This window comes from Chitinophaga sp. SYP-B3965 (assembly GCF_009647655.1).
Classification (GTDB): Bacteria; Bacteroidota; Bacteroidia; order Chitinophagales; family Chitinophagaceae; genus Chitinophaga.
Map to the genome: position 1 here is coordinate 83,590 of NZ_WJFD01000008.1, position 14,993 is coordinate 98,582.

11 protein-coding genes and 1 riboswitch are annotated in these 14,993 nt (G+C 45.3%); of the genes, 5 read left to right on the forward strand and 6 right to left on the reverse strand.

The genetic code is table 11. From position 1 onward, the window contains the following. Window positions 1-3: 3 nt before the first annotated feature. From GFS24_RS27920 to GFS24_RS27930, 3 genes are all read right to left on the reverse strand, one after another. The gene (locus GFS24_RS27920) at window positions 4-3,531 is read right to left on the reverse strand and encodes a TonB-dependent receptor (protein ID WP_216647575.1); all 3,528 of its coding nucleotides are present in this window, start codon (window positions 3,529-3,531) and stop codon (window positions 4-6) included. Window positions 3,532-3,647: 116 nt separating this feature from the next. After that, window positions 3,648-4,541: a FecR family protein gene (locus GFS24_RS27925; protein WP_153665634.1), complete on the reverse strand. Its 894-nt coding sequence runs from the start codon at window positions 4,539-4,541 to the stop codon at window positions 3,648-3,650. A 62-nt stretch (window positions 4,542-4,603) separates the two neighbouring features. Next, entirely contained in the window at window positions 4,604-5,191 is a 588-nt protein-coding gene (locus GFS24_RS27930; RefSeq protein WP_153665636.1) for an RNA polymerase sigma factor, read from the reverse strand. A gap of 434 nt (window positions 5,192-5,625) precedes the next feature. Here GFS24_RS27930 and GFS24_RS27935 point away from each other — a divergent pair, with 434 nt between their 5' ends. The 5 genes from GFS24_RS27935 (at window position 5,626) to GFS24_RS27955 (ending at window position 11,649) form a co-directional block, all read left to right on the forward strand. After that, a complete protein-coding gene (locus tag GFS24_RS27935; RefSeq protein WP_153665638.1) occupies window positions 5,626-8,694 on the forward strand; it encodes a sensor histidine kinase in 3,069 nt (1,022 codons plus the stop codon). 57 nt (window positions 8,695-8,751) lie between these two features. Then, window positions 8,752-9,384: a response regulator transcription factor gene (locus GFS24_RS27940; protein WP_153665640.1), complete on the forward strand. Its 633-nt coding sequence runs from the start codon at window positions 8,752-8,754 to the stop codon at window positions 9,382-9,384. Between the two features lie 152 nt (window positions 9,385-9,536). Then, entirely contained in the window at window positions 9,537-10,268 is a 732-nt protein-coding gene (locus tag GFS24_RS27945) for a hypothetical protein (RefSeq protein WP_173003223.1), read from the forward strand. Between the two features lie 129 nt (window positions 10,269-10,397). Beyond that, entirely contained in the window at window positions 10,398-10,898 is a 501-nt protein-coding gene (locus tag GFS24_RS27950; protein WP_153665644.1) for a hypothetical protein, read from the forward strand. A 100-nt stretch (window positions 10,899-10,998) separates the two neighbouring features. Next, complete coding sequence (locus GFS24_RS27955; RefSeq protein ID WP_153665646.1) at window positions 10,999-11,649, forward strand: lipopolysaccharide assembly protein LapB; 651 nt, start codon at window positions 10,999-11,001, stop codon at window positions 11,647-11,649. Between the two features lie 42 nt (window positions 11,650-11,691). Here the strand turns inward: GFS24_RS27955 and GFS24_RS27960 are convergent, their stop codons facing one another. The 3 genes from GFS24_RS27960 to GFS24_RS27970 form a co-directional block, all read right to left on the reverse strand. Beyond that, complete coding sequence (locus GFS24_RS27960; RefSeq protein WP_153665648.1) at window positions 11,692-11,871, reverse strand: hypothetical protein; 180 nt, start codon at window positions 11,869-11,871, stop codon at window positions 11,692-11,694. A gap of 295 nt (window positions 11,872-12,166) precedes the next feature. Further along, entirely contained in the window at window positions 12,167-13,330 is a 1,164-nt protein-coding gene (locus GFS24_RS27965; RefSeq protein WP_153665650.1) for a PLP-dependent aspartate aminotransferase family protein, read from the reverse strand. Between the two features lie 66 nt (window positions 13,331-13,396). Continuing rightward, entirely contained in the window at window positions 13,397-14,710 is a 1,314-nt protein-coding gene (locus GFS24_RS27970; protein WP_153665652.1) for an APC family permease, read from the reverse strand. A 46-nt stretch (window positions 14,711-14,756) separates the two neighbouring features. Continuing rightward, a riboswitch (cobalamin riboswitch) is annotated at window positions 14,757-14,987 on the forward strand. The last annotated feature ends 6 nt before the right edge of the window (window positions 14,988-14,993 follow it).

A 14,993-nucleotide genomic window follows, 5' to 3' on the forward strand; every position in this document is an offset into this window, starting at 1 on the left:
GGTTTAGAAACTAAATGAAAGGCCCACCAATGCGGTACGGGGAATTGGATATACCCCTCTGTCTATACCCAGGCTGTTATTATCCTCACTGCCGGCTTCAGGGTCCATACCTTTGTACTTCGTAAAAGTGAAATAATTATCCAGCGAAGCATAGATCCTCGCATTGCGGATCTTCACACGTTTCATGAAGGATTCCGGCAAAGTATAACCGATCTGTAACTGACGGATCCGGGTATACGAACCATCAAATAACATGAAGTCGCTGTTATACACAAACTCGCTGCTGGTATTGGGTGCAAACCATGTATTGGTACTGCCTTCTCCTGTCCACCGGTCTTTGTAGAAAAACTCCGGACGGTTACCCGTTGGCCTGTCCACCCGGTTGAAACCCATCAGGATCTCATTCCCTATTTGCCCCTGTACAAACACCAGCAGGTCAAATCCTTTGTAGGCAAGGTTCACACGACCACCGAAGATCACATCAGGATGCGGGCTGCCGATATTTGTATGATCACTATTAGAGATCACACCATCGCCATCTGTATCTACAATAATAGGATCACCCGGTTTAGGATTCACCGTCATCGTAGTTTTAGCCAGGTAGTCATCTATCATTTTCTGGTTCTGGAAAATACCTGCTGTTTTATATCCGCGGAAATACCAGATAGGTAAGCCCTTTTCAAACCAGGAGGCCGTCCAACCCACACCAACACCAGATCCTGCAATACGATCCACGAACTCATTGGAACTTGTTACTTCATTTTTAATAGTAGTAAGGTTAGCCCCTATTTCATAAGTGAATGCATTCTTCTGATCGTTGCGATAGGACACTTCAAATTCCACACCCTTGTTGGAAACCGTACCACCATTCACGATCCTGAGTACATTACCCACAACATTAGGTGCACTACCAGGTGTAAGCAAACCTCTTGTGATCTTATTATAATAATCGACAGTAAAGCTCAGGCGGTTATCGAAGAAACCCATGTCTGCACCAATATCAAACTGTTCACTCGCTTCCCATTTCAGGTTTTTATTTTCCAGGTTAGCCGGCTCTGCGCCTACAAAGAAATCATTGTTCACATCAGGATAACTGATGTTCTGTGTAGTGATGAGAGCCTGCCAGTCGCCAATGTTAATATTAGAGATACTACCGTTCTTACCCCAGCTGGCACGCAGTTTCAGGTAATTAAGCTGCATATTGGGGAAGAAAGCTTCATTGGATGCGATCCATCCTGCAGATACAGAAGGGAAGGTACCCCATGTATTACCAGGAGGCAGCAGAGAAGAACCATCCCTCCGCAGGGTAGCATTAAAAAGATACTTGCCTTTGTAATCGTACAGCAAACGGCCGTAGTAAGAAACCATCGTAGTAGATGTTTGCGTTCCTTCAATGCGGTCCTGGTTATCCGGCATAAAATCAGGATAACTGAAATTGTCCCTTTCCTTGAACATACCGGAAGCAGTTCCTTCCAAACGATCGTACCCACGTTTCAGGGAACTCATACCCACCATCAAAGTGAAATCATGTTGATTTATTTTCTTATTATAAGTGAGATAGTTTTCCCACTGCCAGTTGTACCAGTTCTCGTTATTATCGAAAGACCCGGCCACTGTATTCATTCTTTCTGCAGAGAACCAGAAAGTAGGATTCCATCCGTGATTCCGCTGGAAAGCAGCATCCAGCCCAAAGCGCGAAGTAGCTTTCAAACCTTTCAGCAGTTCTGCATCCAAATAAAGACTACCAACGATCTTATGTTGTGCGGTAAAGTTTTGGGTAGTAGCCATTTGCGCTAACGGATTGCCCGCTTCTCCAAACACATAATCAGACACACCGTAATAACGGCCCAGCGGATCTTTCACCAGGTTAAAACCTGCGTTCAGTGCATTCTGCGCCCTTGTGCTCAAAGCGCCTGTAAAAACTGTGGGCATTAAGGGATCCAACAAAATGGCATTGCTGATCACAGCGCCAAATTCATCATCCTCCGTTACGCCTTTCCTTTTATGATAAGAATAGGAAAGACGGTTGCCCACAGTTAACCAGGGTTTTACCTTATGATCTGTATTAATGCGCACGGTATAACGGTCAAAACGGGCACGGTCTCCGCCAATCACACCATCCTGCCGGAACAACGTTCCGCCGATCAGGAAAGATGATTTTTCAGAACCACCGCTGATGGTCAATGCATGCCGTTGTAAAGGAGCGGTCTGTGCAATTTCATCAAACCACACGGTACCTGTTTTCCCTTTCCATTCAGCCGGATCAGGAATGGTGCCGGGTGTTCCGGCATCTTTTACGTACTGTGTGTATTGCTCTGCATTCATCATCTTCATTGGGTTCTTAATGGATTGCCGGCCGTACTGCATGCTGTAATCAACTCTGGTGGTACCGTCTTTGGCACCTGATTTTGTGGTAATGATCACTACACCGTTTGCTCCTTCCGCACCATAGATAGCTGCGGAAGCTGCGTCCTTCAACACTTCCATGGAAGATATCTCTGAAGGGTCGAGGTATTCAATGCCACCGGCACGCATACCATCAATAATATATAAAGGTTCTGAAGAACCGTTGGAACCTGTACCACGGATCCGTACACGCATACCACTTCCCGGAGAACCGGAAACCGGTAAAACCGTTACGCCTGCAGTTCTTCCCTGTAAAGCCTGTTCAATTCTGCTGGAAGAAACAGAAGCAATATCTGCTGCTCTCACAGAAGAGATAGCACCGGTCACCAAACTTTTACGTTGTGTGCCATAACCTACTACCACCACTTCATTCAATGCACGGTTGCTCACATCCAGGGTTACATCAATGGATCGGTCCCCTGTGATGGTCACTTCTTTTCCTTCATAACCGAGCAAAGAAAAAATGAGTGTTTTACCGGTAGAAACTTCCAGCGAATATTTACCATCTCCATCAGCCTGGGCGCCCCGCACTTCCCCTTTTACCTGAACAGATACACCCGGTAAAGGTGCTCCGTTCTCTGCATCTGTAATACGGCCGGTTACTTTTACTTTTCGCACCGTATCTGCCGTTACCCCACTGATCATCATGGCAGAAGCGCCATTGAGTTTCATCATGGGCATCGTATTCGTGCTCTCATCACCGTTAGTGTTGTCCTGCTTTGCGGGGCTGGGCAACTTTGGGCGCGGCGCTTTATCATCAGGTAACGGAATGATAGCCCAGGTATTGGGCTGAACAGCTTGTGCCTGCAAGCCATGAGGAGTTAACAGGGCTTTGAGCATTTCTTCCACATTGTTAAAACCTGCAGGAGAAAAATTCACTTTTACATTGGGTAACTTCTTCGCTTCATAAAGCAGATCAATTTTGTATTCTTTATGAATCTCTTTTAATAACTGTACCAGGGTCTTCTCCCTGATCTTTTCAGACGTGGACGAGGGTTGCTGCCAGGGAATGTTAGGTTTGCGGATAACGGCCAGTTCTTGCCATGGGCCTGACACAGACCAGCTTAAAGAGGCTGTTGATACCGCAACCAGCAAGGCGCTTCGCAACAATAGTTTAGCTTTCATAAAATGGAATATTAAAGTTGGGTTTTACGATTTTGGTAGATACACTTTGGGCCTTCAGTCTTTGTTACAAGCTGTTAAATCCCGATTTAGTTTGCCGCGTTTTGTTTATTGTTAGGTTATTCTAAATTCTTAAACACCAATTGATCGTCCTTTGTTTCAATCTGAATGTTCATGGTGATGGACAATGCCCGTGAAAGTTGCGTGATATCCTCTGCATAAAGATCTCCGCTTATTTTCTTGTGGTTGATCTCGTCGTTTAAGACCACCACTTTATACCCGAATTTTGTAAAGATCATGGATGTTATCTCTGCAATAGATGTATTCTCAAAATGGTAACGATGATTCCGCCAGTCCGCGATCAGTTCTGTATTCACAGATTCCTTCAGCCGCGATAAATGTTTTTCTACCTGCACTTCATCTCCCGGTTTCATCATAAATACCTTATCACCTTCTGTGATAGCCACTTTAGCTGTCAGCTGCACCTTTCCTTCTTTCAGGGAAACCGTGGTACGTTCTCCCAGCATATTCACATTAAACTTTGTACCCAATACCGCTACATCAATTTCATTCGTATGCACAATGAACTGCGCATTACCCGCACCCGGCTTTTTCGTGATCTCAAAGTAAGCTTCCCCATCCAGCCATACACCGCGGCTTTCCGCCGGATCCCATTCTACGGGTATGCGCAAGGTAGAGTTAGCATTAAGGTAGACGATGGAACTATCCGGTAGTACTACTTGTTTGATCTCTCCATAAGTAGTATGATATGATTTCATACTATTGGAAATGATGGAGCAATAGATATTATAAGAAGCATATCCCAGTAACGGCAATAAAACAGCAGCAGCCAACACCCTTAAAGCAATACGCCTCACCTTCCCGGTCTTTTTCCTGGAAATTTCTGATTCGATGTGCTGCCAGCTTTCTTTTGTTTTTTCTTCGGGTATCTCTTTCCGCCGGAAGCGAATAGGGGAACTACCTGGATCTTGCGGTACGGATGGATCTTCCATAACGTGTTTTCTTAGAAGACACGCAAAGAGGTTCCGGGATACTCCTTTTCTCGAAACTTTTTTTAAAATAAATGAAGGAACAGCCACCACAGAGGGATTTGGCCCATCATACCCCTCAGCTGGGTAAGGGCCTTGTGGGCTAAATTGATCACGGACTGGTAATTCACTTTCATGATCTCCGCTATTTCTGTATAAGAAAGCTCTTCATAAAAGCGTAAATAGATCACTTCTTTCTGCCGGCGGGGTAACTGATTGAGGTACTGGCTGATCCGCGACTGCCGTTCCGCAACATGCTCTTGTTCAATGAGAATGTCCTCAGGAGAAAATTCAATGTCCGGCTCACTGGGAGGTAATATCTGAAGGGAACGTAAACCGCGTAACTGATTGAGTGCCTGACGGCGAAGGGCCGTGAAGAAAAAAGCCCGCACGTTCTGGAGCAGGCCGATGGACTCTTTTTTATACCATATACGGATAAATACTTCCTGTACCGCATCCTGCGCAACATCCTCATTTCCAAGCATGGCGAGCGCGTACCGGTATAATACCGGATGCAATTGACCGTGGATGCCCGCATATGCTCTTGCATCTCCCTGTAACACAAAGTGCCAGGAACTGGTCAGATCTTCACCCTGTTCATAGGCATCCGGCATGGGTGAGCTTGGGTCTTTTGAAAAATAGGAAAATCGCTGTCACTTCATGTAAAATAACGAATCTGCCCGAAATAAAAAGCCGGCTCTTCTGAACCGGCTCCCCCTGTTAAAAGGAAAGGCACAAGCTGAAGCCTGCGCCCGTTATATTAGCAGCATATTCCTATAAGGCATTTTGACCATGCTGTGCATGCAGCAGGGGAGGTTTATCAATCTAAAAATTATTTATTGTAAGTAAACATAGCGGTTGCTATGCTCATGATAGAACTTGGGGCATATACTCCGGGGTTGTTTACTTCGTTATTAGTTTCCTGAATGCAAAGGTATAGGGCTTCGCATTACACCCAACCACATAAAGATGTGAAATGCCACTTTTAATGCTTCAATTGTATAATTAATGGAATTAAGCAATTATTTTTGAGCGAGAGCTTTTATCTATGCATATCATCCGTAAGGAAAAGCTGCTTCTACTGGCAGCATTGTTTGTGCTTCTCCAACTGGCTGCACAAGCCCAATCCCAATCCCAATCTTATCTTTTCTCCCGCCTTAATGTGGAAGACGGATTGCGCAGCAATTACGTGACCGCCATTTTCCAGGATACCAAAGGTTTCATGTGGGTAGGCACGGAAGGTGGCCTGCAAAGATATGATGGCAAACAGTTTGAATACTTCCCCTTTGTAGGCATCCCCGATATCTCCCACGAAAAAGTACAGCGGATCATTGAAGGAAAAAATAACACCCTCTGGATCGCTTATAACTCCTGCGTAGTTACCTATAATTATGTAAGCGGCAAAGCCAGCAAAATACTTGTACTGCACCAGAACATCGAAAAGAACTTCCAGGCCACACAACTTTTTATAGACAGTCGCGGCCTCATCTGGCTCTGCACAACAGATCATGGCGCTTTTTTGTATGACGAAAAAACACTGGCCTTCGTTCCCTTTTCAAAATTCTTTGCACCCGCCGCATTCAATATCGTTAATGTAGTAGAAGACCCCGCCACACACAATTACTGGCTGGGCACTAACATTGGCATCTGTTTCCTGGATTACGCACAAAAGATCTGTTACACCCCGCAAAATAATCCACGCGACATTCCCCTCCTCAAGATCCCCGCTCTGCAGTTAAATGTGATCCGGTTATTTGGCAGTTCCAAACGGGGATTGTTCATCAACATCTGGCCCCGTTATGTAGAAAGGCCCAGCTTCTATTATTATGATCTGAAGACGGGTATATTATCTGAACAACATAAAGACCAGGGCATCGTTTCTCAGTTAATAGAAGACAGCAAAGGAAATATCTGGGGATCAGGTGACCTGCTCATGCGTTTCAGTCCGGATGGCCAGCAACTGGAAACATTCCAGCGCAACCAGTTCACCCGCAATGGCCTGGATTATTCAGAGATGTTCACCCTGTTTGAAGATAACATGCAAAACCTCTGGATAGGTACCAGCAATGGTTTGTTCACCTTCAATCATGCCAAACAACAATTCCACACCATTATTTACTGGCCGGATAGTTATAAACAATCACCTCCTCTGCTGGAAGCTACAGATATCTGGCAACATCCAAACGGAGATGTATGGGTGACCAGCTGGGGCCATGGCCTGTTCGTATATGACAGCACCTTCTCTCAACTGAAAAAACATCTCCTTCATCCCTCCATCACCACTATCAACATGGCCTTTTGCATGTTGCCCCTCCCGGATGGGAAAGTACTGATCGGCGCGCAGCATGCCAATCTATGGATAGTAGATCCCAAAACATGGAAAGTGGAATACCGCGTATTGAAGGACCTCGATAATCGTTCCATCCGTTGCATGACACTGGATAAACAACAAAATGTATGGATCGGCACGCAAAGAGGCATCGTAGCGAAATGGGATTTCCAGCACAATACCATGCGCACCTTTACAGATAGCTTTTATACACAGGGCCGTTATCTCTGGAACCATATACAGGATATCTATGCAGATGCAGATAACTTCATCTGGGTAGGCACCAATTACAATGGCCTCCTGAAAATGGATACCGCCGGCCATGTAGTAAAACGGTATGCAGCAGATGAAAAAGAACACAAACTACCCGCCAGCAATATTTACAACATCTTTCCCATGCCCAACAACAAGCTCCTCATAGCTGCAGGAGGAATTGTATTGCTGGATACAAAGAAAGATAAAGTACTCAGCACCATCACACAGGAAGACGGATTACCCGTTGGCGCCATTACAAATATTCAGCCCCTCAATAACGAGAACATCCTGTTCACTACTAATTTCAGTGCAGGAAAAGTGAACCTTATCAAACGTAAAGTAGTACACTACGGCAGGAAATACGGCATTGCAGATGAAACCTTTGAATCCCCCACCAGTTATAAACTGCGGGATGGTCACATTGTATTAGGCAGCACCAAGAACATCATCTTCTTTCAGCCGGATAGCCTGCAGGATCCTGTTCCCCCACCTGATGTACGCATCCATTATTTCAAAACAGACGGAGACCTCGTCTCTCCCTATCAACCCATGATGGAGGAGCCGGATCCAAAGATCGAACTGAAATACCAGGACTGCACCTTTACCATCGGTTATATCTCTCTCGATTACCTGGAGCAGGATAACCTCAGTTATTCCTACCGCATGGAAGGAATAGATAACGATTGGGTGAAAGCCGGCAATCGCCAATATGTTACTTACACAAATCTATCTCCCGGCACTTACACCTTCCAGGTATACTGCGAAAACGGGGAAGGCATGCAAAGCCCGCATATCACTTCCATCCGCATTGTGCTGGCCAGTCCCATCTGGCAGAAAGGATGGTTTTACGGACTGCTCATCTTACTTATCATCGGCATCATTTATCTCATTCACCGCATCAGGGTGAACCGGATTATGTCCACCGAAAAAGTAAGGCGCCGCATTGCACGTGATCTGCATGATGATATGGGTTCCACCCTCACCTCCATCAATATCATGAGTGCCATGGCACGAAGGAATGCCGCATTGCAGGACTTACCCAAAACACAGGAGTTCCTCGTAAAGATCGGTGACAGCACCACCCGCATGATGGAAAGCATGGACGATATCGTATGGAGCATCAACCCCATGAACGATAACCTCCAAAGAGTGATCGCAAGGATGCGCGAATTCACAACTGGTGTACTGGAAGGACGGCAGATCGCTTTTACTTTTTCTATTGATGAAAAGATCTTCCACCGTAAACTGCAACTGGAAAGCCGGCACGACTTCTTTATGATCTACAAAGAAGCGATCACCAATATTGCGAAATACGCCCAATGTACTTTTGTAGATATCCGTGTACAATTACGCAAAGGGAAAATGGTACTGCGCGTACAGGACAACGGCGTAGGTTTTGACGTAAAAGAAGCAAATGAAGGAGATGGATTGATGAATATGGAACGAAGAGCATACAGGATGAAAGGACAACTGAATATTTCCTCACAACCCGGCAAAGGCACCGTGATCACCCTCATGTTCCCAACCACATAACCATGTGATTGGCAGAACGAATTTGTCATGTTACCTTTACCGAACATACCCACTACCATGATTCGAATCGTGTTATATGAAGATAACACCAAACTGCGAGAGAACTTAACGTTACTGATCGACGGAGCGAATGATTTTATCGTATGCGGCGCTTTCAGGAACTGCGATCATATTTTACAACAGACACAAGAGCTGCTTCCTGACGTAATACTGATGGACATTGATATGCCCGGCACAAATGGTATAGAAGGTCTCCGCATCATCCGGCCCCAATACCCCGATCTTCCCATTCTCATGCTCACTGTGTTTGACGATAACCAGCATGTTTTTGATGCCATCAAAGCAGGTGCAGATGGTTACCTTCTGAAAAAAACATCACCCGATAAATTACTGGAATACATCCACGAAGTATATGAAGGCGGCGCCCCCATGACCTCCTCCATTGCCCGGCAGGTGTTACATCTCTTTGCCCGCCAGCCTTCAGATAAAAATGATAAATACCATCTTTCAGACAGGGAAAAAGAAGTGCTGCAATTACTCGTGAATGGCTATAGCTACAAAATGATCGCAGGAGAGATCTTTATTTCTATTGATACGGTGCGTTCCCACATTAAAAAGATCTACGAGAAATTGCACGTTAATTCCAAGTCAGAAGCGGTGGCTAAGGCTTTTAGAGATAAGTTGGTGTAGGATTATATCCAGATATACACATCTAGTAAAAACCGCCCGCCCCCTCTCTTTGCCGGCGGTACTTCCCTCTCTCGTTGTAAACCACATCGATATGTGATTGTATGGCATTCCCAACTGTTGCAATTTTGTACAGTAACGGAAACCATACTTATATGCTTTGTAACAAACCCCTGATGGCATTGCTATGCATAGCCATGATCACTTCCTGCAAGAAGGATCCCAACCCCCAGCTGCCAACTAAACTACTCTTAAGGGTAGCCACAGCGGATAATATTCAGATGGACAAATTCATGTATAATGAAAAAGGCCAGGTAATAAGATCCTACTATTATCGTGGTTACACCGGTGATACCGCCTACCAGGATTATACTTACCTGAACAACCGCCTCCATAAAATAACCCATCACAATGCAGAACACACAATGTACTTCTATGCAGGAAGTAACCTGGTAAAAACGGAAGTAAGTGATGCCACCAATGGCGTAACGAGTTATTTGGATCACATCTACAGGAACGGGAAACTGGATGAAACACACACTTATTACAAGGAAAATGGTCAATGGGATTTGACACAGGAAAATACGTACGACTATGATGCACATGGAAATGTTCACAAAATAAATGTATACCATGGCCCGGACCTCCAGACGACTGTTGAATTCACTTATCACAATGATCACCTTGATCCTCTGCCGACCATTTTTAAAACCCCGCTGGTAGAAAAGGAGATCCACTATAACGGAGAAGGAGGTATTGAATGGACAACAGCAAACACATACGAATATGACACAAAAGGATACCCCGTAAAAAGGGAAACTATTACCCGTAACGCAGATAATAATGTGTTATCGAGGCACACCTTTTTCTATTCATATAAAGATTAACCCCGAAATAGCGAAATAGCTCTATTACAATCCCATTGTCCCCAAAAGGGCACACCCCGCGTGTGCCCATATTTTTTTACAACACTTTTGGCCGGTTTTTTGTTACCTATGCATCAAAACATCCAAAAAATGACAAACCAATTGATCCGCTTCTTTACAGTATTTGGAGCAACCACCCTGCTGCTGAGTGCCTGTGCAACACAACAGGGTACCCCAACTGCCGCCAGTATGGGCAAAGATGCAAAAGGGAAATGGACGCTGAACACTGTAAGCTATGACGGTTTGCCTTCCACCGCTAAGGTGACCACTGTTTTTTCCAATATTCCGCCTAAATGCCTCGAGGGCAGCGACTGGAACCTCCCATCCAATAAATACGGCAGTTTTGCCACCGTTAGTTCAACGGACGGCTGTACCCCCGTATCACAAAACATTGTATGGTCTACCCTTAACCAGGGTGGCATGGTCATGATCCAGTTCAAGGAATTACTGGAAGGGGTGAAAGCCAAGAATATTTCAGACGGGTACCGCGTGGAATTAACTTCTGTTGATAATACCTCTATGGTATGGCGCGCACCGGTTACTTATGAAGGAAAAACTGCTTATATAGTATATTCTTTTACCAGGAAATAATTTAACCCGGAACCCGGGCCAAAAAGGAAAAAGCAGGACAAATATTGCCCTGCTTTTTCCTTTTTAGTTATTGTATCTTTGCCCTTCGTTTTAAAGAATTATGAAAGCATTTAACTTATTTATCAAATATCGATTACCCCTGGGCATTGTGTTCCTGTTAGGGGGTATTGCGCTGGGCCTTGCTTTTGGCTGGTGGGAAGCTGCTATTGTACTCTTAATAGGGGTAGCATGTATCGTAACGCATTTCCTGTTTGGGCCTATGCGGCTGGTACAGGAAGCGGTGGAAGCAGGAGATGTGGAAGGCGCTATGCGTATCCTGAACCGTATCCAGTTCCCGAAACTGCTGTACAAACCCATCCGTTCCGGTTATTACCTGATGCAAAGCAACCTGGCTATGCAGAATGAAGACTTGGACAAAGCGGAAATTGCAGTGAGGAACAGTATCAAATCCGGCAGTCCAACCCGTGAGCATGAAGGCATGCAATATTTTCAGCTGGGCATCATTGCCTCTCAGAAAAATGACACAAAATCCGCCAGCGAAAATCTCCGCAAAGCCCTCAAGCTAGGCCTGCCAGACAAAGAAAATACCGCTGCAGCCCTGCTGCAATTGTGCTCTATTTCCATGAGCCGCCGGGATTTCAAAACTGCCAAAGAGTATTTCCGCCGTGCAAAAGAGCAGAAACCAACTACCGAGCAGATCAAAAGTCAGATCAAAGAAATGGATAAATACATCAGCCGCATGCCCGGTTGAGTTTGTTCTTTTACCATATTAAAAAATCCCGGTAGGCCATGCTTACCGGGATTTTTTTATGAGATTTTCTTTCAAAAAAATAGCCGTTTTAGATTCTTCAAAAAACAAGGTTAGCTTCTTCCCAAAAAATATCTGTTTTAGTCCAGGCTTAGTTCCTTCAAAAAACAGGATTAACTCTTCCCAAAAAGTATCTGCCTTAGACCAGGCTTCGCTCTTCTCCAAAAAACAGGGTTAACTTCTTTCCAAAAAAACATCTGCTTTAGACCAGGCTTAGTTCCTCCCAAAAAAATAGGGTTAACTTCTTCCAAAAAAATATCTGCCTTAGACCAGGCTTAGTTCCTCCCAAAAACAGGGTTAACTTCTTCCCAAAAAATATCTGCTTTAGACCAGGTTTAGTTCTTCCCCAAAAAAAGCTTTCCCCTTTCAAAAAAAATATCCACTTGAAATCAGAACTTTGTTCTGATTTCAAGTCATTTTCTGGGCCCGATTCAGCGCCAAAGCCTGTCCCCGGATTTTCTTATGAAATCTTATCCAACGCCTGCTCCAGATCCTTGATCAAATACCCCGGATCCTCCAGCCCTATATACAACCTCACCATCTTATGTTTCGCCTCTTTAGGATCAAAACTCCCCGCCTCCAATCCCGCGCAAGCCGGAAAAGCCAACGATTCATGCCCTCCCCAGGACACCGCCATGAGGAAATGTTTCAAAGCATCACAGAAAAGCTCCACCTGCTCCCGCCGATCTACTTTTAATTGAATGGTCAACAACCCCGCCGCCCCTTTCATCTGCCGTGAAGCCAGTTCAAACTGCGGAAAATCAGGGTCCAGCGGAAAGAATACTTTATGGATCAGCGGATGTTTCTTCAGCCAGGCCAATACCTGCCGGGTACTATCCGCACTACGTTGCAGCCTGATCTCCAATGTACGCAGCCCTCTTAATAAGAGCCATGCATTAAAAGGAGCAATCGCACTGCCAATATTCAGGTATTCAGAAACAAAGATCTTCCTGATCTTTTCCTGGGTACCGGTCAATACACCAGCCATGGTATCACTATGCCCGCTGATAAACTTCGTAGCAGATTGCAAACAAAGATCGATCCCCATCAGATGTGGCTGCTGATATAACGGCGTACAGTAACTGTTATCGATCATGGTAGTGATATTCCGGCTACGTGCCAATTGGGCCACGGCAGTTATATCCTGTAACTCAAAAGTAAAAGAGTTGGGAGACTCCAGGTAGATCAGCTTCGTATTCGGACGGATGGCCTGTTCGAAATTCGCGATGTCGGTTCCATCTACAAAAGTAGTTTGTACCCCAAACTTCGGCAGGATGTTCTCAAACAATTGCCTCGCCCAGTTGTAAGGGTCCCGGACACAGATCACATGATCCCCCTGTTGTACAACAGAAAGCACTCCTGTAAAGATAGCGGCAGCCCCGCTTCCAAACACGAGCGCATCCTCCGCCCCATCTAATGCAGCCAGCTTCTGCCGCAGGATATCGATGGTTGGATTATGCCCCCGGGAGTACACGAATCCTTTGTACTCATCCAAAAGCAATTCCCTTAAAGCGGCTACAGTCTCGAACGCAAAATTGCTGCTTTGCATAATTGGAGGAGCAATGGCATTGAAATATTGCTCCCTGTCTTCCCCCAATTCATTGATAATAAACGATAAATCCATAGTATTTGTATTCCCTTTGCACGCCCCGAAAAAGACGCAAAGTACATAAATCATCTTCTTTGAAGATCAGCGCACGGCTCTTTTCATAAAAAAGTAAATAGGCAGCCCGGCCACGAACCAGAACATCCCACTGAGGGCCTGCTGCCAATCGCTTATAAAGATATTGACTGTTACGAAGAGATACACGCTAATAAAAAGGACCGGCAGCCAGGGATATAAACGCATTCTGTAGATGCCTGTATTGTCCAGGTGCGCTGTTTTCTTCCTCAGGATAAATATAGTGGCGGCCGCAGAAGCCAGGCCAATGGAGTCGAACAGCATCACATACTGGATGATCTTGTCGAAATTACTCAGAAAATACAGCAGTCCTATCACCATTACCGTGAAAGTGGTAAGGGCCACTTCCTGCACCTGCGTTTTGCTGTTCACCCTTTTAAAAATGGATGGTAACACGCCATCTTCCGCCATGGCGTAATACATGCGGGGATTGGAAATGAGGTTTACATTCGCATACCCCAATACAGATAAGAACAGTAAGATAGAAGTGATCTTAAAACCATTGTCTCCAAAGAAAACCCCTGCCATGCGGGCTGCCAGGGCATCTGTTGTTTTCAGCTGTTCAAAGCCGATCACTTTCACATAAGCATAATTCACCGTGAGGTATAAAAAGATGATAATGCTGATACCGATGAAAATAGCCCTGGGTGTGTTCTTAGCCGGTTCCCGCACATCACTGCCAAAGTTGATGGTTTGCTGATAACCGCCATAGGTAAAGAATACCGGCACCAATGCTGCCCCGAAAATATAAAACCAGCTATGTGATGAAGCAGACGTAACCACACTGGCCGGTGCCACATGCCCACTGAATACCGTTAAACAAAGTAATAACACCATGCTGATCTTAACTACCGTGAGCACATTCTGCCAGTTGGCGCTCATCCTGATCCCCAGCATATTGATGATGTATAAGAACAGCACAGCCCCAATGGCAATGAGCTTCCTGCCTCCTTCATGTTGTGCTGTTTCGGGCAACAGTACAGGACCGATGTATTCCGCGCCTACAATACAAACTGCAGCAATGGATGCTGCATTGGAGATCACCAGCGTCCAGTTGATCATAAAAGAATAAGCAGGATGGAAAGCATAAGAGCACACTTTATAAAAGCCCCCAGCCACAGGATACCTGGAACCAATTTCTGCATAAGTAAGCGCGCCGCATAAGGAAACAAGCCCTGCCAAAACCCATACGGAATAGAACAATACAGGGGTGCCGGTTTCCCGGGCCACGCTTACAGGAGTTCTGAAAATACCCATGCCTATCACTAATCCTACCACTATCATCGTCAGGTCAAAGGGTCCTAGCTTTGGTTTGATACTCATATATACAAGATAACCGATTCGTACTTATTTATTACAAAATATCGTAGGTTTGCCCACGGTAAACGGTTGCCTTTGGATGAAACCTTTCATCTGCCAGGCATTAATAGGGAATCCGGTTCAATTCCGGAGCTATCCCCGTAGCTGTAATCCCGCTTCCTTATATTCTCCAATAAGGAAACGTTTTTCGGACTCTTTCATACCACTTCCCGGCAACGGGGGGGAAGGTCATCCGAAAAGCGGGAAAGCCAGAAGACCTGCCGCATACCAATTTTTATCAGTCCGC